General features: G+C 71.5%; 25 protein-coding genes and 1 pseudogene. 15 read left to right on the top strand and 11 right to left on the bottom strand.

Annotated elements, in window-relative coordinates:
• Positions 1-11 precede the first annotated feature (11 nt).
• Complete coding sequence (locus ACH4YP_RS32730) at positions 12-1253, bottom strand: anion permease (RefSeq protein ID WP_398494370.1); 1242 nt, start codon at positions 1251-1253, stop codon at positions 12-14.
• Positions 1254-1427: 174 nt separating this feature from the next.
• On the bottom strand, positions 1428-2171 hold the full coding sequence (locus ACH4YP_RS32725) for a lysozyme (RefSeq protein ID WP_361058696.1): 744 nt from the start codon (positions 2169-2171) through the stop codon (positions 1428-1430).
• 196 nt (positions 2172-2367) lie between these two features.
• On the opposite strand from ACH4YP_RS32725, the gene ACH4YP_RS32720 reads away from it, so the two are divergent.
• The 3 genes from ACH4YP_RS32720 (at position 2368) to ACH4YP_RS32710 (ending at position 6184) form a co-directional block, all read left to right on the top strand.
• Positions 2368-3078 carry a class II aldolase/adducin family protein gene (locus ACH4YP_RS32720; protein WP_398494368.1) on the top strand — a complete coding sequence of 237 codons (711 nt, stop codon included), beginning with the start codon at positions 2368-2370 and terminating at the stop codon, positions 3076-3078.
• A 298-nt stretch (positions 3079-3376) separates the two neighbouring features.
• A complete protein-coding gene (locus tag ACH4YP_RS32715) occupies positions 3377-4513 on the top strand; it encodes an alpha/beta fold hydrolase (RefSeq protein WP_361058693.1) in 1137 nt (378 codons plus the stop codon).
• A 255-nt stretch (positions 4514-4768) separates the two neighbouring features.
• A complete protein-coding gene (locus ACH4YP_RS32710) occupies positions 4769-6184 on the top strand; it encodes a hypothetical protein (protein WP_398494366.1) in 1416 nt (471 codons plus the stop codon).
• 80 nt (positions 6185-6264) lie between these two features.
• Here the strand turns inward: ACH4YP_RS32710 and ACH4YP_RS32705 are convergent, their stop codons facing one another.
• Both ACH4YP_RS32705 and ACH4YP_RS32700 read right to left on the bottom strand, forming a co-directional pair.
• On the bottom strand, positions 6265-6678 hold the full coding sequence (locus ACH4YP_RS32705) for a VOC family protein (RefSeq protein ID WP_361058689.1): 414 nt from the start codon (positions 6676-6678) through the stop codon (positions 6265-6267).
• 137 nt (positions 6679-6815) lie between these two features.
• Positions 6816-7707, bottom strand: a pseudogene (locus ACH4YP_RS32700) (neutral zinc metallopeptidase).
• 266 nt (positions 7708-7973) lie between these two features.
• Here ACH4YP_RS32700 and ACH4YP_RS32695 point away from each other — a divergent pair.
• From ACH4YP_RS32695 to ACH4YP_RS32685, 3 genes are all read left to right on the top strand, one after another.
• Entirely contained in the window at positions 7974-9572 is a 1599-nt protein-coding gene (locus tag ACH4YP_RS32695; RefSeq protein ID WP_361058685.1) for an ABC-F family ATP-binding cassette domain-containing protein, read from the top strand.
• 373 nt (positions 9573-9945) lie between these two features.
• Positions 9946-10167, top strand: coding sequence for a helix-turn-helix domain-containing protein (locus ACH4YP_RS32690; protein ID WP_006123601.1), 222 nt, complete (start codon positions 9946-9948; stop codon positions 10165-10167).
• Positions 10168-10299: 132 nt separating this feature from the next.
• Positions 10300-11091 carry an enoyl-CoA hydratase/isomerase family protein gene (locus tag ACH4YP_RS32685; protein WP_361058683.1) on the top strand — a complete coding sequence of 264 codons (792 nt, stop codon included), beginning with the start codon at positions 10300-10302 and terminating at the stop codon, positions 11089-11091.
• Positions 11092-11122: 31 nt separating this feature from the next.
• On the opposite strand, the gene ACH4YP_RS32680 is transcribed toward ACH4YP_RS32685, so the two are convergent.
• Complete coding sequence (locus tag ACH4YP_RS32680; RefSeq protein ID WP_398494363.1) at positions 11123-11881, bottom strand: nucleopolyhedrovirus P10 family protein; 759 nt, start codon at positions 11879-11881, stop codon at positions 11123-11125.
• A gap of 86 nt (positions 11882-11967) precedes the next feature.
• Between ACH4YP_RS32680 and ACH4YP_RS32675 the strand changes: the two genes are divergently transcribed.
• From ACH4YP_RS32675 to amaP, 5 genes are all read left to right on the top strand, one after another.
• Positions 11968-12465 carry an Asp23/Gls24 family envelope stress response protein gene (locus tag ACH4YP_RS32675; protein WP_361058679.1) on the top strand — a complete coding sequence of 166 codons (498 nt, stop codon included), beginning with the start codon at positions 11968-11970 and terminating at the stop codon, positions 12463-12465.
• Positions 12466-12549: 84 nt separating this feature from the next.
• On the top strand, positions 12550-12744 hold the full coding sequence (locus ACH4YP_RS32670; RefSeq protein ID WP_398494361.1) for a hypothetical protein: 195 nt from the start codon (positions 12550-12552) through the stop codon (positions 12742-12744).
• A gap of 5 nt (positions 12745-12749) precedes the next feature.
• Positions 12750-13169: a hypothetical protein gene (locus ACH4YP_RS32665; RefSeq protein ID WP_398494359.1), complete on the top strand. Its 420-nt coding sequence runs from the start codon at positions 12750-12752 to the stop codon at positions 13167-13169.
• The gene (locus ACH4YP_RS32660) at positions 13166-13840 is read left to right on the top strand and encodes a DUF6286 domain-containing protein (protein WP_361058676.1); all 675 of its coding nucleotides are present in this window, start codon (positions 13166-13168) and stop codon (positions 13838-13840) included. The genes ACH4YP_RS32665 and ACH4YP_RS32660 overlap by 4 nt, the downstream gene beginning before the upstream one ends.
• A 5-nt stretch (positions 13841-13845) precedes the next feature.
• Positions 13846-14424, top strand: coding sequence for an alkaline shock response membrane anchor protein AmaP (amaP, locus tag ACH4YP_RS32655; RefSeq protein ID WP_398494357.1), 579 nt, complete (start codon positions 13846-13848; stop codon positions 14422-14424).
• 24 nt (positions 14425-14448) lie between these two features.
• Here the strand turns inward: amaP and ACH4YP_RS32650 are convergent, their stop codons facing one another.
• From ACH4YP_RS32650 to ACH4YP_RS32625, 6 genes are all read right to left on the bottom strand, one after another.
• Positions 14449-15204, bottom strand: a complete 756-nt coding sequence (locus ACH4YP_RS32650) for an SDR family oxidoreductase (RefSeq protein ID WP_398494355.1) — start codon at positions 15202-15204, stop codon at positions 14449-14451.
• Positions 15205-15208: 4 nt separating this feature from the next.
• Entirely contained in the window at positions 15209-17029 is a 1821-nt protein-coding gene (locus ACH4YP_RS32645; RefSeq protein ID WP_361058670.1) for a glycoside hydrolase family 15 protein, read from the bottom strand.
• Between the two features lie 163 nt (positions 17030-17192).
• A complete protein-coding gene (locus ACH4YP_RS32640; protein ID WP_398494608.1) occupies positions 17193-17984 on the bottom strand; it encodes an SURF1 family protein in 792 nt (263 codons plus the stop codon).
• Between the two features lie 77 nt (positions 17985-18061).
• Positions 18062-18295: a hypothetical protein gene (locus tag ACH4YP_RS32635; RefSeq protein ID WP_361058668.1), complete on the bottom strand. Its 234-nt coding sequence runs from the start codon at positions 18293-18295 to the stop codon at positions 18062-18064.
• Positions 18296-18417: 122 nt separating this feature from the next.
• The gene (locus ACH4YP_RS32630) at positions 18418-19428 is read right to left on the bottom strand and encodes a DEDDh family exonuclease (protein WP_361058666.1); all 1011 of its coding nucleotides are present in this window, start codon (positions 19426-19428) and stop codon (positions 18418-18420) included.
• 2 nt (positions 19429-19430) lie between these two features.
• Positions 19431-20132, bottom strand: a complete 702-nt coding sequence (locus tag ACH4YP_RS32625; protein WP_398494353.1) for a TetR/AcrR family transcriptional regulator — start codon at positions 20130-20132, stop codon at positions 19431-19433.
• A 113-nt stretch (positions 20133-20245) separates the two neighbouring features.
• On the opposite strand from ACH4YP_RS32625, the gene ACH4YP_RS32620 reads away from it, so the two are divergent.
• The 4 genes from ACH4YP_RS32620 to ACH4YP_RS32605 all read left to right on the top strand — a co-directional run bounded on the left by ACH4YP_RS32620 (position 20246) and on the right by ACH4YP_RS32605 (position 24557).
• Positions 20246-21043: an acetoacetate decarboxylase family protein gene (locus ACH4YP_RS32620; RefSeq protein WP_398494351.1), complete on the top strand. Its 798-nt coding sequence runs from the start codon at positions 20246-20248 to the stop codon at positions 21041-21043.
• A complete protein-coding gene (locus tag ACH4YP_RS32615; protein WP_398494349.1) occupies positions 21044-21928 on the top strand; it encodes an SDR family NAD(P)-dependent oxidoreductase in 885 nt (294 codons plus the stop codon).
• 41 nt (positions 21929-21969) lie between these two features.
• Positions 21970-23256: an amidohydrolase family protein gene (locus tag ACH4YP_RS32610; RefSeq protein ID WP_398494347.1), complete on the top strand. Its 1287-nt coding sequence runs from the start codon at positions 21970-21972 to the stop codon at positions 23254-23256.
• A 71-nt stretch (positions 23257-23327) separates the two neighbouring features.
• Entirely contained in the window at positions 23328-24557 is a 1230-nt protein-coding gene (locus tag ACH4YP_RS32605) for an amidohydrolase family protein (RefSeq protein ID WP_398494607.1), read from the top strand.
• Positions 24558-24575: the final 18 nt, after the last annotated feature.

Genomic DNA, 24575 nt, shown 5'->3' with positions numbered 1-24575 from the left:
CTGTGGGTTCCTTACACCGTGGCCGGGCGGGCGGGCTCGGTGGCGTCCGGGCCCGGGATGGTGGTCTTGAGGTCCTCCGCCGGGGCGACCGTGCCCGCGGGCGGCGGGGTGACGGCGGCGATGGCGGTGGTCACGACGCCCGCGGGCTCGCCTTCGACGTCGTTCACGTTGTCGCGGGTGACCGGCTGGCGGCGGGAGAGGACCCAGATGACCGCCGAGCCCGCGACCAGCAGCGCGCCGGTGAGGACGATGCCCCAGGTGCCCTGCTTGGTGAGGAACTCGGCGCCCGCGCCGACCAGTCCGGCGGCGGGCAGCGTGAGGCCCCAGGCGACGAACATCCGGGTCGCGGTCGACCAGCGGACGACACCGCCCTTGCGGCCGAGGCCCGAACCCATCACGGCGCCGGAGCAGGACTGGGTGGTGGAGAGCGAGAAGCCGAGGTGCGAGGAGGCCAGGATGACCGTCGCGGCACTGGTCTGGGCGGCGAAGCCCTGCGGCGGCGCGAGGTCGGTGAGGCCCTTGCCCATGGTGCGGATGATGCGCCAGCCGCCCAGGTAGGTGCCGAGCGCGATGGCGATACCGGCCGAGACGATGACCCACAGGGGAGGGTTCGACCCGGGCACGATCACACCGCCGGTGACCAGGGCGAGCGTGATGATGCCCATGGTCTTCTGCGCGTCGTTCGTGCCGTGGGCCAGCGAGACCAGGCCCGCGGAGGTGATCTGACCCGCGCGGTAGCCCTTGGAGGTCGCCTGCTCGCCGGCCTTGCTGCTGATGCGGTACGTCAGCCGGGTGGCCAGCGTTGCGGCGAGTCCGGCCACCAGCGGCGCGGCGATCGCGGGGAGCAGGACCTTGGTGACGACGGTCGAACCGTTCACCGACGACCAGCCGGCCGACATGACCGCGGCGCCGATCAGGCCGCCGAACAGTGCGTGGGAGGAACTGGAGGGCAGACCCAGGAGCCAGGTCAGCAGATTCCACAGGATGGCGCCGACGAGCGCCGCGAAGATCACTTCGGTGCGGATGCCCTCTTCGTTGATGATGCCGCCGGAGATCGTCTTGGCGACCTCCACGGAGAGGAACGCACCGACGAGGTTCAGCACGGCGGACATGGCCACCGCCGTCTTGGGCTTCAGGGCACCGGTCGAGATGGTCGTCGCCATCGCGTTGGCTGTGTCGTGGAAACCGTTCGTGAAATCGAACACGAGAGCGGTAACGATCACGATTCCGAGGAGGAGCGTGATGTGTTCCATTTACCCAGGCTTCTCTTGGACGTCAGTGGCACAGGGACCGTAGGCAACCTGGATGAACGGAAGATGAACTGGGGAGGGCGACAGGGTGGCCCGATGAAGGTGCCGGCATTCCGCTTGTGTCGGAGTGGCGGCGGGAGCCCTCGAACAGAGGCGGAATTCAGTGGTCCGCTACCTCTACCGTCCCCTCGCGAACGCCCTGAGCTGATTCAGGGATCCGTTGAAGAGATTCTGGTCACCCGGCAGGCTGCCGCCGTTGTCGTACTGCCAGAAGGTCCAGAAGTTCCAGCCGGACGGCAGCGACCCCGCCGTCGAGCTGTAGCGGGCCAGCCACAGCGGATGGTTCGCGGCGAACGCGGCGCTGTTGCCCGTGCACATCTTCCACCAGTTGTAGTTGGTGTAGATCACCGGCCGACGGCCGGTCTGCCGCCTCACCTCGTTGCTGAAGGCCTTGATCCAGCTGACCATCCCGGTCTTGCTCAGGCCGTAGCACTTCTTCTTGCCGTACGGGTTGTACTCGATGTCCAGCGCGGGCGGCAGCGTCCAGCCGTCCGCCCGCCAGCCGCCGCCGTTGCGCACGAAGTACGCGGCCTGCTTCGTCCCCGAGGACTTGTGCGGCAGTGCGAAGTGGTACGCCCCGCGGACGATGCCCGCGCCGCGCGCCCCGTTGTACTGCTGGTTGTAGTACGGGTTGCGGTACGTGTGCGACTCGGTGGCCTTCACATAGACGAACTTGGCGCCTTTGCTCTTCGCGCTCGACCAGTTGACGTTCTTCTGGTGCGAGGACACGTCGTGGCCCTTGGGCTTGGCGGCCGCCGAGGCCGGCACCTCGGCGAGAGCGGTGCCGCCGAGCGCCAGTGTCGCCACGGAGGCGGCGACGAACCGAGCGCGCTGAAGGGACGGTTTGCGATCACGAGCCATGTTTCCCCCCGGAATGGCGACGTGCACGAAAAATCTCCCAGAGGCTACTGGAAGATCCCCGAAAGCCCGTCGCATGCCGGTCATTCGCTCCCGGCGGGCGATTCATGTCCGTGTGTGACCTTTCGGTTGCGTCGATTGCGCCTTAAAGTGCCCCGCCCGCGCCGGGGTTGAGCCGCGTGGCTGGCAGGATCGCGGCATGGCTGAGCGGCGGCGGGACCCAGGAGACGGACGTGACTCGGGGCAGCGGGACGCGCCCCCGGCGCGGGAGGCGCTGGAGCGGGCGTGGGACGACCTCGTGGCGACGGCCCGTCGGACGGCGGCCGACGGTCTGGTCGTCGGCACCTCGGGCAACGTGTCGGTGCGCGTGGGCGACACCGTCCTGGTCACGCCGAGCGGAGTCCCGTACGACCGGCTGGCCCCCGAGGATCTCTGCGGGGTCTCGCTCGACGGCCGGCAGGTGCTCGGTTCGCTCGTTCCGACAAGCGAACTGCCCATGCATCTGGCGGTCTACCGTGCCACCGACGCGCGGGCGATCGTCCACACCCACGCGGTGCACGCCACGGCCGTCTCGACCCTTGTCACCGAGCTGCCGCTCATCCACTACATGGCCGCCGCGCTCGGCGGTCCCGTCCGGGTGGCCCCCTACGCCACCTACGGCACGGAAAAGTTGGCCGAGAACATGCTCCGGGCCCTGAGGGACCGCACCGCCTGTCTCCTTCAGAACCACGGGACCCTCACATACGGAGCCTCTCTCCCCCAGGCCTACGACCGCACGGCCCAGTTGGAGTGGATGTGCCACCTCTGGCTGACCGCCTCGTCCCTCCCCGGCCACACACCCACACTGCTGACCCGGGAACAGGTGAACGAGGTGGGCGAAAGGCTCGGGGGGTACGGCCAGAGGCCGTGACCGGGGGCCGGTGACGGTCACTGGGGGAGGCGGGCGATTGGGGGCGGCCGATGCAGCCGCCGACCTGACCGGGTAGGCCCGCCCATCCGACCGCGGCCGCCCGTCCGACCGGGTGCGGCCGCCGTGCCGGACCCCGTCGCCACGGTGCTGACGTGGCCGATCGCCGGTGTGAACGACGCTCGCGTCGTCGGTCCCCGCCGCCGCGGCGGTCGGCCGACGCGCACCGTTCCGGCGGCACCGAACCCACATTCGCCCCATTTGACTGGCCGACAACGGGTTCCGTCAGGAGACTGGACCCGTGCGCACCGTGAATCCGACGGCAGCAGCCGTCACCGTCGCCATAGCCGGCGCAGCCACCGTCGCCGCCACGGTGGCGGCAGGTCGCTTCGCCGGCGACGCCGCTCTCAAGGCGCCGCCGGGCAAACCGCTGCCCACCGAACCCCGCCTCACCGTGCACTCCACGGCGGCGGGACAGATCACCCTGACCCGCGCCCTGGCCTCACAGCGCCCGGGCGTGTACGGCCTTGCCGGCGACGGCAGCCACGCGGTCGTCGGCCCGCTCCTGAGCGCCGCCCCGCACTCCGCCGACACGGTCGTACGCCGACTGGAACGGGTCACGCACGGCACCCTGGAACCCGGGGACAAGGTGTGGTTCACCCCGGGCGTGCACATCGGCGACCCGAGCGCCGCCCTCGGCCTCGACCACGCCGACGTGGACGTCCCCGGCGAACTCGGAGCCCTGCCAGCGTGGTTCGTGCCCGCCGCCCGTGACACCTGGGTGATCACCGTGCACGGCCTCGGCGCCACCCGCGAACACCCCATGAACGTCATGGAGTTCCTGCACCGCCACCAGTTCCCCGTTCTCGACCTCGCCTACCGCGGTGACCTCGGCGCGCCCCGCCCTCCCGACGGCCTGAACCATCTCGGCGAGACCGAGTGGCGCGACCTGGACGCGGCCATCCGCCACGCCGTGCGCCACGGCGCCGAACGGGTCGTCCTGCACGGCTGGTCCACCGGCGCCACGATGGCCCTGCGTGCCGCGTCCCACTCGGCGCTGCGCGACAGGATCTCCGGCCTCGTCCTGGACTCGCCCGTCCTCAGCTGGGAGACCACGCTGCGCGCCCTCGCCACGGCCCGCCGCACTCCCGGCGTCCTGCTGCCGCTGGCCGTCCGCGCCGCCCAGGGCCGCACAGGGCTGCACGGCGACGGCATCGAGGGCGCGGCCGACCCCGAACGGCTCAAGGTGCCGATCCTCGTCCTGCACGGCCCGGACGACACGGTCGCCCCCTGGGGCCCTTCACGCCGCCTCGCCGAGCGCCGCCCCGACCTCGTCACCCTGCACACGGTCCGAGGCGCCCCGCACGGCGCCATGTGGAACGCCGACCCGGCCGGCTACGAGGAGGCCCTCCGCCGCTTCCTCACCCCCCTGATGTAGCGACCTCGTCCAGCGGTCCGGTGCAGCGGTCCGGTCCAGCGGTCTCGTCCAGCGACCTCATCTCCTGACGCGGCCCCCCTCACCGCCCGCCCCGAGGCGTCCGTTCCACCCGGTCCCGGAGCTTCCGTTTAGCTCCGTACCACCTACTCGTTCGCGCCCCGGGAGTGCCCGCGGGGACCGGTGCGCGGGCCGCCCCCGTGGCCCCTTGTTGCATTCCGTTTGGGTTTTCGGACCGTCAACCGGAAGACTGCCCCCGTGACGTCCCGTATCCCGCGCGACTCCAGGCTCCGACTCGTCCGCCCGCGAACCCTGGCCGCCGCCCCCCGAGCGATGACCCAGAGGCCCACGCGCCGACCCGCACCCCGCCCGCCGGAAGGCACACCGGCACCCGCGGAACTCGCCCGCATGGCGCGCTCCGTACTCTCCGGCGCCGCCCGCGTCGCCCGCTGGGCCGACGCCGTCCTGAGCCCGGCCAAGGGCCGTCAGGGCACCGCTTCAGGCGGTACCCCCGAGGGCACCGGCACACTCTCCGACGCGACCGCCCAACGGGCCGCCACGGATCTGGCCCTGACCCCGGCTCAGGCCCGCGCGGACTGGGACACCGCACGTCTCGCGGGCCTCGTCGAGGTGCACGGCGGCATCGCGCGCCCCGGCTGGCGGCTGCGCGCCTGGAACCGCGACGACAGCGCCGTGCTGCGCGGCTGGGTCGCCCTCTTCGACGCCTGGTCGATCGCCCACCCCGGCCCCGACGGACGCGAGCCCGCCGCCGTCGCCGAGGTCGTCTCCGCGATGCCTCAGGTCCTCTCCTTCCTCCAGCTGTCCGCGGGGCCCGTCCCCGTACCGCAACTCCTCGACCTGCTCGGACAGCGCGTCACGGAACTGCGCACCGAGCGCTGCGAGATCCCCTACGGCCCGCAGCCCGAGCCCGTCGAGAGCCCCGCCGAGGACACCCCGCTGGCCCCCCTCCTCGACTGGGCCCTGCACGCGATCGCCGACGTGGGCGCCCTCACCTGCGCCGACGGCCAGGCCACCCTCACCCCGCTCGGCAGCTGGGCGGTCTGGGTCAAGCTGGAGCAGATCTGCGTCGCCGCGCAGAGCCCCGCCGGGAACATCGAGCAGGGCGCCGACGCCATGCTCCGCGGCTGCGCCCAGCTGCGTCCGAACGCGGCCCGCGCCGAGTACCGGGCCTGGCTCGCGGCCCGCCCCGTCGGCAGCGCCGTTACCGAACTCCTCGACGCCGCCCGCGGCGAGGACGCCCTCCTGCGCGGACTCGCCTTCGAGGCCCTGCGCGTCGTCGGAGCCCCCGCCGAGCCCGATGTCCGCTCCGTGTCCGACGAGACCCACCTGCGGCCGTACGCCCTGCTGTGGCTCGCCGAGCACGACGGGCACGACCCCGAGGACGCCCACGAGGTACTGACCCGCGAGGAGGCCACCTGGCTGTGGGTCGACACGGCCGCGGCCGTCGCCGACCACGGCGAAGCCCCGCTTCTCGTACGGCACTTGGAGTCCGCCGTGCAGCCGACCGTGCCGGCGCTGCTCGACGAGGTGCGGGCGGTGGGGCATCCGCGCACCGTGCAGGTGCTGGTCGCGCTCGCCGCCGCCCATCCCGATCCGGCGCTCGCCAAAGCCGTGCGGCGGGCCGCGTTCCAGGTGCACACCGGGGGCAGCTAGCCGCTCCGCGGGGGGTGCGCGTTCGGGCGCGACCAGCCCCGCGCCCCCAGGCAGTGGGGGCGCGGGCGGGGCCAGTGGCGTCAGGCCGTTATCTCCGGGGAGTACGTGCCGAAGCTCCAGATGTTGCCCTCGATGTCGCGGGCCATGTAGTCCCGGGAGCCGTAGTCCTGGTCCGTCGGGGGCATCAGGATGTCCGCCCCGTGGGCCACGGCCTGCTGGTGGTGTGCGTCGATGTCGTCCACGACCACGTACACCCCGGTGTGTGTCGAGCCCTTCATCGCCTCGTCGAAACGGCCGCCGGTGCCTCGGGAGCCGAGCATCACCGCGCCGTTGCCCTGCACCAGCTCGGCGTGCAGGACCTTGCCGTCCTCGCCCTCGTACACCGAGGCCTCGCTGAAGCCGAAGGCCTCCGTGAGCTGTTTGATCGCCGCCTTCGCGTCCGTGTACAGCAGTGTCGGGTAGATGCTCGGGCGCCCGCCGTCCGTGCCTGCCATGCCGATCACTCCCTCTGGTCCCGGTGCCGGAACATCGCCTGAATGTGACCTGCTCCACAGTCTTGCACCCGGCACCGACAACGCCCTGCCGAGCGGGATCCGGGCGGCCCCGACAGGGATTCGGCAGAGTTCGACGCTCAGCGGAAGGTGTTGCACCGCGCCATGTCGCCCGTGCGGTACCCCTCGTAGAACCACTGCTGCCGCTGCTTCGCCGACCCGTGTGTCCAGGACTCGGGCGTCACCCGGCCCTGGTACCGCTCCTGGATCCGGTCGTCGCCCACGGCGGCCGCCGCGTCCAGTCCGTCACGGATGTCGGCGTCCGTGGAGGCTGGTGATCAGCGGCCTGCCCGTCGACTCGTCCTTCGTCGTCGTCGCGTGGTGGGCCCACACGCCCGCGTAGCAGTCCGCCTGCAGCTCCACGCGCACCGCGTTGCTGTTCGCGCCCGTCCGCCCGTCCTGGGAGCGGCTCAGTGTCCCCATCAGGTCCTGCACGTGGTGCCCGTACTCGTGCGCCACCACATACGCCTGCGCGAACGGTCCGCCGCTGGCGCCGAACCTCGTCCGCAGCTCCTCGAAGAAGCCCAGGTCCAGATAGACCTTCCGGTCGGCGGGACAGTAGAAGGGCCCGACCGCCGACGTCGCCGCGCCGCACGCCGTGCCGACCTGATTACCGAAGAGAACGGTGGGCGACCGCGTGTACGTACCGCTGCGGCGCTCGAACTCCTGCGCCCAGAAGTCCTGGACGCTGTTGACCACCGCCACGATGCGGCAGTCCTCCTTGGTGTTCGCGTCCCGTCCCGTACGGCACGTCTGCTGGACCTGGGCGAGGGAAGAGGCGGTCGCCGCGGGCTCCTCGCCGCCGGAGGACAGGCCCAGCTGGTCGGGACCGACACCGAAGAAGAGCCCCAACAGGAGCGCGATCAGAGCGGCCGCGCCACCGCCGACGGTCGCCCTGCCGCCGGGGATCCGACTGCCCCGTACGTCCTGCACCTCGGAGGTGTCCAGATCGGCGTCGTCGTCGAACTGCATGGGCGCACCACCCTCTGCGGACGTCGTCCCCCTGGCGCCATCCTCGCCGGGCTCCCTGGGCGCGGCGCCGGGCGGAGGGCCGAACGGGGGACGCCTCACCACCGGCTCGCGGGGCAATGAGAGTCACACTTCCGAACACCCGCACGCAGAAAAAATGGTTGCACCGCACCGTTAGACTTGGCCCATGGCCATTCTCCTCGCGCACTAGACGGCGTGAACGATCCCAGCCGCCCACCCCGTCATCAACCCCGCCCAGGAGTCTGTCCGTGATTTCCGCCTCCGGTGTCGAGCTCCGTGCCGGCGCCCGCGTCCTCATCGAGTCCGCCACCTTCCGCATCACCAAGGGCGACCGCATCGGTCTGGTCGGCCGCAACGGCGCCGGCAAGACGACCCTCACCAAGGTCCTCGCGGGCGAGGGCACCCCCGCCGGCGGCACCGTCACCCGCTCCGGCGAGGTCGGCTACCTCCCGCAGGACCCGCGTACCGGCGATCTCGACATGCTGGCCAGCGACCGCGTCCTGTCCGCACGTGGCCTGGACACCCTGATCCGCAAGATGCGCGAGAACGAACAGCGCATCGCGAACGGCTCGGGCGCCACCCGCGAGAAGGCGATGCGCCAGTACGAGCGCCAGGAGACGGAGTTCCTCACCAAGGGCGGATACTCCGCCGAGGCCGAGGCCGCCACCATCGCCGCCGCGCTCAACCTGCCCGACCGGGTGCTCGGCCAGCCCCTCCACACGCTCTCCGGCGGTCAGCGCCGCCGTATCGAGCTGGCCCGCATCCTCTTCTCGGACGCGGACACCCTGCTCCTCGACGAGCCGACGAACCACCTCGACGCCGACTCCATCGTCTGGCTGCGCGACTACCTGAAGACCTACCGCGGCGGCTTCATCGTGATCTCCCACGATGTCGACCTGGTCGAGACGGTCGTCAACAAGGTGTTCTACCTGGACGCCAACCGCGCCCAGATCGACGTCTACAACATGGGCTGGAAGCTCTACCAGCAGCAGCGCGAGGCCGACGAGAAGCGCCGCAAGCGCGAGCGGCAGAACGCCGAGAAGAAGGCCACCGCGCTCCACTCGCAGGCCGACAAGATGCGCGCCAAGGCCACCAAGACCGTCGCCGCCCAGAACATGGCCAAGCGCGCGGACAAGCTCCTCGCGGGCCTCGACGCCGTGCGGAAGTCCGACAAGGTCGCCAAGCTGCGCTTCCCCGAGCCGTCCCCCTGCGGCAAGACCCCGCTGATGGCCGAGGGCCTGTCGAAGTCGTACGGCTCGCTGGAGATCTTCACCGACGTCGACCTGGCCATCGACAAGGGTTCCCGAGTCGTCATCCTCGGGCTGAACGGCGCCGGCAAGACGACCCTGCTCCGGCTCCTCGGCGGCGCCGAGAAGCCCGACACCGGCCAGGTCATAGAGGGTCACGGCCTCAAGCTCGGTTACTACGCGCAGGAGCACGAGACCCTCGACCCCGAGCGCACGGTCCTGGAGAACATGCGCTCCGCCGCCCCCGACCTGGACCTCGTCGAGGTCCGCAAGACGCTCGGCTCGTTCCTGTTCTCCGGCGACGACGTGGACAAGCCGGCGGGCGTCCTCTCCGGCGGCGAGAAGACCCGCCTCGCGCTCGCCACCCTCGTGGTGTCCTCCGCGAACGTCCTCCTCCTCGACGAGCCGACGAACAACCTCGACCCGGCCAGCCGCGAGGAGATCCTCGGCGCCCTGCGCACCTACAAGGGTGCCGTCGTCCTCGTCACCCACGACGAGGGTGCCGTCGAGGCGCTCCAGCCGGAGCGGATCATCCTGCTGCCCGACGGCGTCGAGGACCTCTGGGGGTCCGACTACGCGGATCTGGTGGCCCTCGCCTGAGCCCGGCACGGCCCACCGAAGCGGTCAGCGGTGCTTGATCGAACCACTGATCCACTGCGTATGGATCATTCGGCTTATCCGTGATCCATCATCTGTGTGAGATCTCCTCGTACCGAGGTGTGTCCTACATCGATTTTCCGGCCGGGCCCTTCATTCCCAAGGGTCCGACCGTCGCGCCTCGCTGACCTGGCACTTCGTCGATGAACCCGTTCGGCCGTACGGACAAGCGCGGGCGGAATTCCGTATTCCGCTCATGGTGACGGGCTTCCGTGACCCAAAGCTCGTCGCACGGACCTTGCCGAATGGGTGGCCAGGAAGCTCTTGAGGGGTGATCATGAGAAGTCCAGAGCGCACTTCCCACGAGGAGGCACGGGTGGCCGAGACTCTGAAGAAGGGCAGCCGGGTAACCGGCGCCGCGCGCGACAAGCTCGCGGCAGACCTGAAGAAGAAGTACGACTCCGGTGCGAGCATTCGGGCGCTGGCCGAAGAGACCGGCCGCTCGTATGGCTTCGTACACCGGATGCTCAGTGAGTCGGGCGTCACGCTCCGTGGGCGTGGCGGAGCGACGCGGGGCAAGAAGGCCGCGTCGGCCTGACGCCGGGCGGCTCCTCGTTCTCCGATGGTGGCCACCCGGTCGGTCGTTTGACCGCCCGGGTGGTTACTGTGCAGTCACTTAAGGGTGTGCTCGTACGGCACCCGCTCTGACCGCACACATCGGAGGCCCTTCATGGCTTCGTTCGACCCGCTGCTCGACAAGGACGGCGTACGGCTCACCGTTGACGACGCGATCGCCACGGTGACGCTTACCAACCCGGCCAAGCGCAACGCGCAGAGCCCCGCCCTGTGGCGGGCACTGGCCGAGGCGGGACAGCTGCTGCCGGGCACCGTCCGTGTCGTCCTGCTGCGCGCGGAAGGCAAGTCCTTCTCCGCGGGGCTCGACCGGCAGGCGTTCACGCCCGAGGGGTTCGACGGCGAGCCGTCCTTCATCGATCTCGCGCGCCGTTCCGACGCCGAGCTCGACGCTGCCATCGCCGAATACCAGGAGGGTTTCACCTGGTGGCGACGGAGCGACATCGTGTCCATCGCCGCTGTGCAAGGGCATGCCATCGGGGCGGGCTTCCAGCTCGCACTCGCCTGTGACCTGCGCGTCGTCGCGGACGACGTGCAGTTCGCCATGCGCGAGACCAGCCTCGGGCTCGTACCCGACCTGACGGGTACGCATCCGCTGGTGGGGCTCGTCGGTTACGCGCGGGCGCTGGAGATCTGTGCGACCGGGCGGTTCGTGCCGGCCGAGGAGGCGCAGCGGACCGGGCTCGCGAGTATCGCCGTGCCTGCCGATCAGCTCGACGACGCCGCGCGTGATCTCGCCGGGGCGCTGCTTGCCGCGCCTCGGGACGCGCTGATCGAGACCAAGGCCCTGTTGCAGGGGGCCGTGGCGCGTACGTATGAGGATCAGCGGGTTGCCGAGCGGGCCGCTCAGGGGCGGCGGCTTCGGGATCTTGCGGGTGTGGGTGACTGAGGTTGTTCGTTGTGTGCGGGTGAGCGAGGGCTTAGTGCGCCCCGCGGCGGAGCCGCACAATGTCACAGCCCCGCGCCCCTAGGGTGCCTTGGGTCACTGCTGTTACCAAGGCAGCCACCGACGGGTGATCGGGCAGTGCCTCGGTGACCCTCGTGCGGACTGCTCTCGCCACGTCCAGCGTGCGTACGGACGCCCCCGTCTCGAACTCCACGCGGACATGGCGGCGGGGGAGGGACATGGTGCCGGGGCGGGCTGCGATGTGGACCGCGCCCAGACGAGTGACGCCAGGGACGGATCGTACGGCCGCGGCCACGCGGGACTCGTCGGCGTCCAGCCGGAGATCAGGGTCCCCAGGGCGTCCGTCGGACTCGTCCTCGTCCGCCGTGTCCGCGCCCTCCTCCAGCAACTCCGTCACCCGTAGGTCCACCTCCGTGACCGTCAGCCCCAGCCGGTCCGTCGCCGCCGTGGCGAGGGCCGTCCGCAGGAGGGACGCGGTCGCCGGTAGGGGCTCTGCGGGAGTGGCCGCGAAATCCGCGGTGATGCGCAGGGGGCCCGGCGGGAGCGCGCTCGGGGGCGGCGGTACGGCCGGCTCGGGTGCGCTGTCCGGGTCGGTCAGGGAGAGGCGTACGGCGGTGAGGCGTACGCCAGGTACGTCGCGGGCCGCGTGGCGCAGTACCGCGGTGGCCGCCGCCTCGGTGAGCCACGCGCCGTCGTGCGGGCCGCCGAGGGGCAGCAGTCTGCCGAGGCCGAGCTGATTTCTGACCGCCTGGGTCCATCGGTCCGCCGTCATTGCCCCAGCCTGCCGCATCCCCGGCGCGCGACCGGGTAACCCGACCTAGTGTGGGTGGAGGGGGCTACCGAAAGGGATGTACGGCGATGAGCGACACGACTCAGCGGAAGCGTCCGGAGACCCCCGAGGTCGAGCAGCCCGACCCGCAGCCGCTACGGAAGTCCGGTGTGACCAAGCGTGGTGGTGGAGACCCGGCCGGCCGGGGACGTACCACCATCGCCGACGGCGTGGTCGAGAAGATCGCCGGGCTCGCCGCCCGCGACGTCCTCGGCGTGCACGCGATGGGCAGCGGTATCTCGCGGACCTTCGGCGCGGTGCGCGACCGGGTCCCCGGCGGCGGCGGTTCGAAGTCCGCCACACGCGGTGTGAAGGCCGAGGTCGGCGAGGTGCAGACCGCGCTCGACCTGGAGATCGTCGTCGACTACGGCGTATCGATCGCCGACGTCGCCCGTGACGTACGGGAGAACGTCATCGCGGCCGTCGAGCGCATGACGGGCCTTGAGGTCGTCGAGGTCAACATCGCGGTCAGCGACGTCAAACTGCCGGAGGAAGAGGACGAGGAACCGGAGACCAGGCTCCAGTGACGCCGTACCGGTGATCCGCCGGTGCTCGCCGGAGACCTGACCCGACCCGCCCGTGTCAGCCAGTGACCTGCTGAGGAGCGCACCATGAGCTTGGCCGTGATCGGCATGATCGCCGGAATGGCGCTGGGCTTCGCCGGGTACTTCGGCGGGTTCGGTGCCTTCCTCCTGGTGGCGGCGCTGGGCGCCATCGGCTTCGTGGTGGGCCGGTTCCTCGAAGGGGATCTGGACCCCGGTGCCTTCTTCCGCACCCGCGGTACCCGCGACGACCGGCGGCGGTGACGCGCGTGTCCGGTGAGTCCACCGCGGCCGGGGAGGCCGGTGAGTCCGCCGGGTCCCGTGCGGTCGTCCGGCCCGGCAGTCCCGGCCGGACCGTCGTGGCGGCCGACCGGGGCGCGCTCCGGATCGCCGACCGGGTCGTCGCGAAGATCGCCGCACACGCGGCGCGCGAGGCCCTCGACGTGCTGCCGCCCGACGCCGCGCGCCCGCACGCCACCGTGATCGTCCACCACGAGGTCGCCCGTGTCCGGGTCAGCGTCGAACTCGACTACCCCTCCGACATCGGTGGCCAGTGCGCTGCCGTGCGTCACCAAGTCGCTCAGCGGGTAGAGGCGTTGGCGGGGATGGAAGTGCCCGAGGTCTCCGTCCAGGTGGAGCGGCTGCACTCGGCGCAGACGCGCGGCGCGGCACAGGGGAGGACGCAATGAGCGAGTCCCACGGCTCCGAGAGCACCCAGCACCTGCCCGTCATCGAGAAGACGGCCGAGAGCGAACTCGGCCAGTCCGCCTCCGCGGCGGACTACAAACCCCTGCCCGTCCTCGAAGAGGCCGACGACGCGGAAGGCCGCTTCTGGTCGTCCCGCCGCGTCCCCGCGGGCATCCTCGCGCTGCTGGTCGTGGTCGGCGCGGGCCTCCTGCTGTACGACGTCACCGCGGTCCGCGCCGACCGGCCCGCCATGCACTGGCGCAGGTCCCTGGCCCACGAACTCGCCGAGCGGCCCCTCGACGACACCTGGGTCCTCGTCGGCACGGGGCTCGCGACGGCCCTCGGCGTCTGGCTGCTCGTGCTCGCCGTGACACCTGGCCTGCGGGACGTCCTGCCGATGCGCCGCGCCCACACCGACGTACGGGCCGGCCTCCACCGGGGCGCCGCCGCCATGGTTCTGCGCGACCGGGCCATGGAGGTGTCCGGCGTACGGTCGGTGCGGGTCCGGGTGGGGCGCAGGAAGGTCGACGTCCGCGCGGTGTCGCACTTCCGTGAACTCGACGACGTACGCGCCGATCTGGACGCCACGCTCGCCGACGGCATCAGGGGACTCGGGCTCGCCCGGCGTCCCGCGCTGTCGGTGCATGTCGCACGGCCGGGCCGGAAGGGATGAGCCGGATGCTGAGGATCGTGAACCGGGTGCTGCTGGGTCTCGCGGGCCTGCTCCTCGTCGTGTTCGGCGGTTCCGCGCTGGCCGTCGGCCTCGGCGCGGACCCGCCCTCGTGGTGGATCCACGACGGACGGCACGACGTGCTGCTGAGCGACGCGGACCGGGCGCGGTGGCGGGACGACGGCTGGTGGTGGCCCACCGTCATCGCCGTATTCGCCGTGGCCGTGCTGCTCGCCCTGTGGTGGCTCTCGGCGGTACTGCGGCGGCGCCGGCTCGCCGAGGTGTTCGTCGACACCGGCGACGGCGAGGGCGCGCTGCTGCGGGGTCGGGCCCTGGAAGGCGTACTGGCCGGTGAGGCGGGCGCGTTGGACGGGGTCGAGCGGGCCCAGGTGGCACTCACCGGGCGCCGCACGGTCCCCGAGGCACGCGTCCAACTCCTCCTGGAGCCCCACGCCGACCCCGGCGACGCCCTCCACCGCCTGACCACGGAGGCCCTGGCCCACGCAAGGGACTCGGCAGGCCTGGCAGCCCTCCCGGCGGAGGTACGCCTGCGAGGGGTCAAGCACGGGGCGGAGAGGGTCAACTAGGGCGCCACAGACGAACCCGCAGCCTCAGAACCCGTGCCGAGCCCCACCGTCAACAGGAACCATGATCCCCGTCAGGTAGGACGCGGCCGGGGACAGCAAGAACGCGGCCGTCCGGCCGAACTCCTCCGGCGTCCCGTACCGGCGGAGCGGAATCCGCGCCTCGTTGGCGGCCCGCGCGGCCTCCGGATCCGGCGCGTACCCGTCCAGCTCACGCACGCGATCCGTGTCGATCCGGGCCGGCAGCACCCCGACCACCCGGATCCCCCGCGGCCCCAGCTCGTCGGAGAGCGACTTGGCGAACCCCGCGAGGCCGGGGCGCAGGCCGTTGGAGATGGTCAGCCCCGGGATCGGCTCGTGCACCGAACCGGAGAGCACGAACCCGATGACCCCGCCCTCGCCGAGCTCCGCGGCGGCCGCGCGGGCCAGCCGGACCGCGCCCAGGAAGACGGACTCGAACGCCGACTGCCACTGCTCGTCGGTGTTGTCGGCGACGAACCCGGGCGGCGGGCCCCCGACGCTGATCAGGATGCCGTCGAAACCGCCGAAGTGCTGGCGCGCGGCCGCGATCAGGCTCTGCGGGGCCGCCGGGTCCGAGTTGTCCACGGCCACGCCGTGCGCGTTCGGGCCGAGCGCCGTCGCGGCCTCCGCCACCGTCTTCTCGTCGCGCCCCGTGATGATCACCTTCGCGCCGTCGCCGACGAGCTCACGCGCGGAGGCGTGGCCCAGGCCGCGCGTGGCTCCGGTGACGACGTAGACGCGGTCCTTCAGTCCAAGATCCATGGCCCTATCCTGCCCCCTCCTCGTCCGGCCCTCCAGAGCCGCCCCGGTGCCCTTCCCCGTCGAACAGGGCGAGGGCGGTGCCCACCAGGCCGATGTGGCTGAACGCCTGCGGGAAGTTGCCGAGCTGGTGGCCGGCCACGGGGTCGTACTCCTCGGCCAGCAGCCCCACGTCGTTGCGGAGCGCGACGAGCCGCTCGAACAGGTCGAGGGCCTCCTTCGTACGGCCCGTCAGGTGCAGCGCGTCCGCGAGCCAGAACGAGCAGACGACGAACGAGCCCTCGTCGCCCGGCAGGCCGTCGATGGCCGTCGGGTCCGAGTCGTACCGGCGCACCAGGCCGTCGCGCGTGAGCTCCGCCCGGACCGCGTCGACCGTGCCGACCACCCGCGGATCGTCCGGCGGCAGGAAGCCGAGGCGGGGGATCAGCAGCAGCGCGGCGTCCAGTTCGCGGGAGCCGTACGACTGTGTGAACGTGTTGCGCTCAGGGTCGTAGCCGCGCTCGCACACCTCGCGGTGCACCTCGTCGCGCATCGCGCGCCAGCGGTCCACGTCGCCGCTCAGGCCCGGGTTCTCCTCCAGCGTGCGGACCGTGCGGTCGGCGGCCACCCACGCCATCACCTTCGAGTGCACGAAGTGGCGGCGCGGACCCCGGACCTCCCACAGCCCCTCGTCCGGCTCGCGCCACGCCGACCACAGGAAGTCCATCAGCGCCTGGCGCAGCCGCCACACGTGCGGCTTGGCGGGCAGCCCCGCGTGCTGCGCCAGCGAGAGCGAGTCGATCACCTCGCCGTACACGTCGAGCTGCGACTGCCGTACGGCGTCGTTGCCGATCCGGACCGGCGCCGAGCCGCGGAAACCGGGCAGCCACGCCAGCTCGAACTCGGGGATCCGCCGCTCGCCCGCCAGGCCGTACATGATCTGCAGCTCCGCGGGGTCGCCCGCCACCGCGCGCAGCAGCCAGTCGCGCCAGGCCGCCGCCTCCTCCTGGTAGCCGCACGCGAGCAGCGCGCCCAGGGTGAGTGTGGAGTCGCGCAGCCAGCAGTGGCGGTAGTCCCAGTTGCGTACGCCGCCGATCTCCTCTGGGAGCGACGTCGTGGGCGCCGCGACGATGCCGCCGCTCGGCGCGTAGGTGAGGGCCTTGAGGGTGATCAGGGAGCGGACGACGGCGTCCCGGTGCGGTCCGTCGTAGCGGCAGCGGGCCACCCACGCCCGCCAGTCGGAGAGGCTCTCGGCCAGCGCCTCGTACGGGTCGACGCGCGCGGGGCGCGGCTGGTGCGAGGGGTGCCAGGTCAGTACGAAGGCGACCTGTTCGCCCTCGGCGACCTCGAACTCCGAGTGCGTACCGAAGTCCTTGCCCCAGGTGCGCACCTCGGGCTCGCTGCGCAGCCACACCGAGTCCGGACCCGCGACGGCCACCCGGTGGCCGTCGGACTTGCGCATCCACGGCACGATCGAGCCGTAGTCGAAGCGCAGCCGCAGCGTGCTGCGCACGGTGACCCGGCCCTTGAGGCCTTCGACGATCCGTACGACGTCGGGGGCGCGGTCGCGCTGTGGCATCAGGTCGGTGACGCGTACCGTGCCGTCCTCCGTCTCCCACTCGGTGTCGAGCACGAGGGAGTCGGTCCGGTACGCGCGTCGGGTGCAGACGTCCGCTCCCTTCGGCGCGATCCGCCAGTGGCCGTTCTCCTCGTCCCCGAGCAGTTTCGCGAAACAGGCCGCCGAGTCGAACCGCGGCAGGCAGAGCCAGTCGATCGACCCGTCCCGTCCGACCAGGGCGGCGGTCTGGTGGTCGCCGATGAGGGCGTAGTCCTCGATGGATGGGTGCACGTGTGCCGGGTTCCCGGCGTTTGTGGCGATCAATCCAGGCGGTTCGCTCCGCGGGGTGGGCCGTTCGAGAAGTGCGGGTCGTTCGTGGCTGGGTGCGCCCACACAGCGGAGCCGCAAAATGTCACAGCCCCGCGCCCCCTATGGGGCGCCGGGCCCGCGGCGGTCAGACCGTGGCAGGCTCCGCCTCCGGCGTGGATTCCGCGGTGGCCGCCTCCGCCAGGTCGCGGCGTTCGCGGCGGACCAGGATCACCCAGCCGACGGGGACGCCGGCGGCGAAGAGCCACCACTGGATCGCGTACGCCATGTGCGGGCCGATGCTGCTGTGGTCGGGCTCCGGGATCAGTTCGGGGGTGTCGCCCTTCGGCTCCGGCGCGGTCAGCTCGATGTAGCCGCCGAGGACCTGCTTGCCGAGCGACTTCGCCTGCTGCTCGCTGTTGATCAGCATGACCATGCGGTCGGGGAGGCCGCGGACGTCCTTGATGCCGCTGTCGGCGGTCGTCTCGTCGGCCATCAGCCGGCCCGTGACGGTCGTCTCGCCCTTCGCGGGCGCGGGCACCTTCGGGAACTGGCTCTGCGCGCCGTCCGCGGGGATCCAGCCGCGGTTGACCATGAGGACCTTGCCGTCGTCCAGGACGAACGGGGTCAGTACGTGGTAGCCGACCTCTTCGTCGGAGTTGGTGCGGCGCCGGACGACGACCTCGTCCGCGGTGTCGAAGGTGCCCGTCGCGGTCACCCGGCGGAACAGGTCGTCGCGCTTGATCGCCTTGCCCGGCGCGGTGAGCGACTCGGCGGGGGCCGGTTTCGCGGACAACGAGTCGGAGATCACCTTGTTCAGCGCGACCTTGTGCTCGTGCCGGTGCAGCTGCCAGAAGCCCAGCTCGATCATCGTCGGGATGAGCGCGAGCATGATGAGGGTGAGGATCACCCACTGCCGGGTCAACAGGAAGCGGTACACCCCACGACCGTACAACTCGGTCATGGGGTGCTGGGCGGGAGGGGTGGCTTGGAGGCGTGTGGTCCGGACGGGACGGTTCAGACCTTGTCGATGATCCCCACCCTCCCCTCCGCGCGGGCGCAGTGGCCCCCGCAGTACCAGTGGCCCTCGACCTCGACACCCTGGCCGATGATCTGGACGCGACAGTGCTCGCAGATGGGCGCCATGCGGTGGATGGCGCAGGAGAAGCAGTCGAAGACATGGATCGCGCCCTGCGCGTGTACTTCGAACGTCATGCCGTAGTCGTTTCCGCAGACCTCACAACGTGCCATGCGCCACAGGGTGGGCCGCCGGGGCGGTATGGGCGAGCGGTCGCCGGGCGAGTCGCTCCCCAATCACCCGTACGACCGGATGTCCGCGCCCCCGGCGTGCACCCCACACGGCAGACGCTCCGTCACGCCTTCGACGCCGGCTCCACGTCCCGCACCAGCTGGCCGAACGCCGCCTCGTCGACGACCGGGGTGCCGAACTGGCGGGCCTTGACCACCTTGGACGTACCGGAGTCCGGGTCGTTCGTCACGAGGAGGCTGGTGAGCCGGGACAGGCTCGTCGCGACATGCAGTCCGGCCTCGACGGCGCGGTCCTCCAGGAGGTCGCGCTCGACCGAGGTGTCCCCGGAGAACGCGATGCGCATGCCCTGCTTGAGCTGCTTGCCCGGTTCGTACCGCCCCGGGTTGGGATACGGGCAGGCCGGCCGCTTGCGCGAGGGGCGCCAACTCCCGGACGGATAGCCCCCGGACGGGTAGCCGCCCGACGAGTGGCCACCGGACTGCCGGCCGATCCGTGGCGCCGCCCGGTCCGTCCACTCCGTCAGCGGCCGGCATTCGAGCAGCGGCAGCCGTACGCCCCCGCGCGCGGCGGCCCGCAGGCTCGGCCGGAACGCCTCGGCCAGCACGCGCGCGTCGTCCAGCGCGTGGTGCGCGCGCTGCTGCACGACGCCGAAGTGCGCCGCGAGCGACTCCAGCTTGTGGTTGGCCAGCGGCAGGCCCAGCTCCTTGGACAGCGCGATGGTGCACAGCCGCTGACGGACCGGCGCCTCGCGCTCCGCGCGTGCGTACTCCCGCGCGATCATCGACCAGTCGAACACCGCGTTGTGCGCGACGAGGACGCGGCCGTCGAGCCGGGACGCGAACTCCTCGGCGATCTCCGGGAACAGGGGCGCCCCTTCGAGCACGTCACTCGTCAGACCGTGGATCCACACCGGACCCGGGTCCCGCTCCGGGTTGACCATCGTGTACCAGTGGTCCTCGACCTCGCCGCGCGCGTCCAGCCGGTAGACCGCGGCCGACACTATGCGGTCGTCGCGGGCCAGTCCTGTGGTCTCCACGTCGACGACCGCGTATCCCTGCGGATAGGCGGCCGGCCACGGGGTGGTGGACGGTGCGGTCTGATGGTCTTCGAGCATGGTCACTGAGGATAAGGGGCGCGACTGACAGTCCTGTCCCCGGAGTCCGGGCCCGGGCCGGATCCGGAGTCCGACTCCCCGTCACGAGTCCCCGCCAACAACCCGGCCACCAGCGCCTTCACGGAGAGGGTGAACAGCTTCTCCGTGTCGATGACCCGCGCGAGGCCGCGGGCGAGCGCCGGGTCCTCCTCCGCCGTACGCGCCCCCCACAGCTCCTCCTCGCCGGGGTGCTGCGCCGGGGCGCGCTCACGGTTGCGCTCGACCAGGACGTGCCCGACGACCTGGAACTGCACGGCTCGTACGACGTCGGCGGCACGCGCCCCGCGCAGTCCCGCCGCGTGCACCTCGTGCACCAGGGCCTGCTGCGCGGGCAGGAACATCCGTTCCGTCAGGCCGCGTTCGTGCACCATCGCGACGAGGTGCGGATGGTCGCGCAGCCGTCGGCGCAGGGCACGCGCCACGGACACGATGCGCCCCGCCGGGGTGCGCCCGACGGGCCGGATCTCGCCCAGCTCGGCGACGGTGCGCTCGACCAGCGCGTCGATCAGCGACTCGCGGTTGCCGACGTGCCAGTAGATCGAGGTCACCGCCGTGCCCAGCTCGGCGGCGAGCTTCCGCATCGTCAGCGCCTGGGGACCGTGCTGCCTCACCAGGTCCGCGGCGGCGGCCAGGACCTCCTCGCGGGTCAGTGCCGGTCTTGCCATGACGCCCCCAAGTCCTTGTGACGCAAGAGTATTTACCCTTCGCGAGGTCTGCTGTAACTGTGTTACAGGTGACGGCCCATCAGAGAAGGACGGTCAGAGAAGGGCGGTACGACATGGCACGCGTACGGTACGGCGCGCGGACCGAGGCGGAGATCGGCGCCGCGCGCACCGCGAGCTCCCGGCTCCCCGACATCTGGTCCACCGGTGTGGTGGCCGTCTGGGAGAGCGACCCGGACGCGGTCGCGGCGGTCCTGCCGCCGCCGCTCAAACCCACCGGGCGGCCCCTGGTCCGGGTGAACATCAGCAAGGTCGACCTGCCCGGATACCCCCTGGGCGCGGGCTCGTTCGCGGTCGCCGCCGCCCACGACGGGGTCGAGGGCTGGTACCCGCTCGTCATGCCGATGACCCACGAACGGGCCCTCATCGGCGGCCGGGAGGTTTTCGGGGAGCCCAAGAAGCTCGGTGAGGTGACGGTCGAACGCGACGGTCTCGTCGTACGGGCCGTACTCGCCCGGCACGGCATCGAGTTCGTGGAGGTACGCGGCGCGGTCAGCGGGGCGCTGCCTTTGCCGGAGCCGACGCGGAAGACCGACTTCTACTTCAAGTTCCTTCCGGCGGTGGACGGTTCGGGCTTCGACTCCGACCCCGTACTCGTGCACTGTGTGCGCAACGAGAAGGTGCGCAAGCTGGAGCGGATCACCGGTGACGTCGTCCTCCGGGAGTCCATGTACGACCCGGTCGCCGACCTCCCCGTGCGTGAACTCGTCGAGATCACCCTCGGCGAGAAGACGACGGACCAGAAGGGCCGGGTCGTCGAACGGGTCAGCGGGCAGGCCCTGTTGCCGTACATCCACCAGCGCTACGACGACCCGCAGCAGATTCTCGACGGGCCGCCCGAGGGGAGCACCTGAATGGAACTGAGGGCGGGACAGGTCGCCGTCGTCACCGGAGCCGCGAGCGGCATCGGGCTGGCCATGGCACGGCGGTTCGCGGCCGAGGGGCTGAAGGTCGTCCTCGCCGACGTCGAGGAGGGCGCCCTGGAGAAGGCCGCCGCGGGGCTGCGCGAGGACGGGGCCGTGGTGCACGCGCGCGTGGTCGACGTCGGGGAGCGCGAGGAGGTCGTCGCGCTCGCCGAGGAGACGTACGAGAGGTTCGGTGCCGTGCACGTCCTGTGCAACAACGCCGGAGTCGGCTCGGGCGCCGAGGGCCGCATGTGGGAGCACGATCCGAACGACTGGAAGTGGGCGTTCGCGGTCAACGTCTGGGGCGTCTTCCACGGCGTCCAGGCCTTCGTACCGCGGATGCTGGCGGGCGGCGAGCCCGGCCACATCGTCAACACCTCGTCAGGCGACGGCGGCATCGCGCCCCTGCCGACCGCCTCCGTGTACGCCGTCACCAAGGCGGCCGTCGTGACGATGACCGAGTCGCTGTACGCGCACCTGAGGGCCGAGCACGCGCGCGTGGGTGCCTCCGTGCTCTTCCCGGGGCCCCACATGCTCCGTACGGGCCTGTGGGAGTCGCATCGCAACAGGCCGGACCGGTACGCGAAGCGGAAGCCCCGCAGGACCCCGTACCGCAGCCTCGGCCAGTGGGAGGCCGCGATGAAGGAGGCGGGGAAGGACGTGCGGTTCACGCCGGTCGAGGAGGTCGCCGACTTCGTGGCGGACGGCATCCGGGCGGACCGCTTCTGGCTGCTGCCCGACAGCGAGCACAGCGACGCGCAGATCCGGGCGCGCTCGCGGTCGATGCTCGACCGCGCCGATCCGGCGTACCTGGAGAACTTCATTCTGGACTGAGGACCGGACGGACCACTGAGGACCAGACTGAGGAGCCGCACATGGCCTCGACGACAGAGCCCTACCTGATCATCTCCTCCGACTGCCACGCCGGACTGCCCACCGAGGAGTACCGGCCCTATCTGGACGCCCGTTTCCACCGGGACTTCGACGAGTTCCTCGCGGGCCGTGACCGTCGCCGCGAGGAGATGACGCGGCTCGGCATCCGCAACGAGGCGTTCGCGAGCAAGTGGTTCCAGGACAACGAGGAGGGCCTGCGCGGTGGTTGGGACTCCGCGCAGCGGCTCAAGGAGCTGGACGGCGACGGAGTGGCGGCCGAGGTCGTATTCCCCGACGCCGACGCGGTGGACAGCCAGACGGCCGCGCCCTTCGGGGTTGGCCTCGGCCTCTCCGGCGACCAGGACCCGGAGTTGGGCATGGCGGGCGCGCAGGCGCACAACCGCTGGCTGGCCGAGTTCGTCGGCGAGAACCCCGAACGGCACTGCGGAGTCGCCCTGTTGCCCGTCACGGCCCCCACCGAGCGGGTCGTCGTCGAGGTGTACCGGGCCAAGGAGTCGGGCCTGGGCGCCCTGATGATCCCCTCCATGTGGGTCGACAAGGAGCCGTACCACGACCGCCGTTACGACCCCGTGTGGGCCGCGGCGGCGGAGTGCGCCATGCCCGTGCTGACGCACTCGGGCGCCGCGCCCCGCCACGAGTACGGCGACCACCTCGGGATCTATGTGAGCGAGGTGACCTGGTGGCCGGCCAGGCCACTGTGGTTCCTGCTCTGGTCCGGTGTCTTCGAGCGCCATCCCGGTCTCAAGTTCGGTGTGGCGGAGTCCGGTTGCTGGTGGCTGCCGAACCTCCTGTGGTTCATGGACCGGCTCTACCTGGGCGCGCACGGCGGCAAGAAGCTGTCCCCCTTCGCGGAGTTGACGCGTCCGCCGCACGAGTACCTGGACCGCCAGGTCTTCGTCTGCGCGACCAACACCAAGCGGCGCGAACTCGCCCAGCGGTACGAGATCGGCGTCGACAACATCCTCTGGGGCAGCGACTTCCCGCACCCCGAGGGGACCTGGCCCGACACGCGCGCGTGGCTGTCGCGCACGTTCCACGACATCCCGGTGGCGGAGACGCGCCGCATGCTGGGCCTGGCGGCGGCGGAGGTCTTCGGCTTCGACACCGGCAAACTGGCCCCGCTCGCCCGGCGCATCGGCCCGACCCCGGCCGAACTCGGCCAGTCCGAGGACCAGTCGGCCGTCGAGGCGTCCTGGGCGCGCTCCCGCGAGGTGGGCCGCCACTGGCTGACGGACAACGACTTCCCGGTCCTGGGGGTGACCCCGTGAGCGAGGACCCCGTGACGGAGAAACCCGTGAACGAGAACGCCGCGAGCGAGAGCCCCGTGAGCAGGGTCCCCCTGGGCGAGGACCGCTACACCGTCATCTCGGCCGACTGCCACGCGGGAGCCGATCTCCTCGACTACAAGCCGTACTTGGCCAGTCGGTACCACCAGGAGTTCGACGCCTGGGCGGCCACGTACGTCAATCCGTACGAGGACCTGATGGCCGACACGGCGGACAAGAACTGGAACTCGGAGCGGCGGCTCGCGGAGCTGGAGCAGGACGGGATCGTCGCCGAGGTCGTCTTCCCGAACACCATCCCGCCGTTCTTCCCCTCGGGTTCGCTGATGGCGCCCGCGCCGACGGCCGAGGAGTTCGAGCGGCGCTGGGCGGGTCTGCGGGCCCACAACCGCTGGCTGGCGGACTTCTGTTCGGCCGCGCCGGGCAGGCGGGCGGGCGTCTTCCAGATCCTCCTGAACGACGTCGAGGAGGCGGTGAAGGAGATCAGGTGGGCCGTCGGCGCGGGCCTGCGGGGCGGGCTCCTGCTGCCCGGCACGCCACCGGGCAGCGGACTGCCCGAGCTGTACTCGTCGGCGTACGACCCGATCTGGACGGTCTGCGAGGAACTGGGCGTGCCCGTGAACCACCACGCGGGCTCGGCCTCCCCGCCGCTCGGCGAGGAGCCCGCCGCCCGGGCGGTCTTCATGGTGGAGACGACGTGGTTCTCGCACCGCGCGCTCTGGCACCTGATCTTCGGGGGTGCCTTCCGCCGCCATCCCGGCCTGAAACTGGTGCTGACCGAGCAGGGTTCGGGCTGGATACCCGGGGTGCTCGACATGCTGGACTACTACCACGGGCGGCTGGTCGCGGCGGCGTCGAAGGCGTCCACGGCCGAGTCCAAGTTCGGCGCCGGTCTCGCCGCTTCGATGGGCAAGGGCCCCTCGGAGGTCTGGCGGGACAACTGCTTCGTCGGCGCCAGCTTCATGCGCCCGCACGAGGTGCCGTTCCGCCACCGCATCGGCCTCGACAAGATCATGTGGGGCAGCGACTACCCGCACGACGAGGGCACGTACCCGTACACCCGCGAGGGCCTGCGGATCGCGTACGCGGGCCTCGCGCGCGAGGAGATCGCGGCGATGGTCGGCGGCAACGCGGCCCGCGTGTACGGCTTCGACCTCGACCTCCTCGACCCCATCGCGGCGAAGTCCGGCCCGACGGCACAGGAGATCGCCGAACCACTGGGCGAGCCACCGGCCGACGCGACGAGTCCGGTGTTCGCGCGGGGAGGGTCGGTACGGGTCTGGTGACGTCCCGGGTGCGATGCT

Origin of the sequence: Streptomyces sp. NPDC020747 (assembly GCF_044334695.1) — a bacterium.
Taxonomy (GTDB): Bacteria; Actinomycetota; Actinomycetes; order Streptomycetales; family Streptomycetaceae; genus Streptomyces.
Note: the sequence above shows the minus strand (reverse complement) of the source record. Positions and strands in the feature narration are given on the sequence as shown.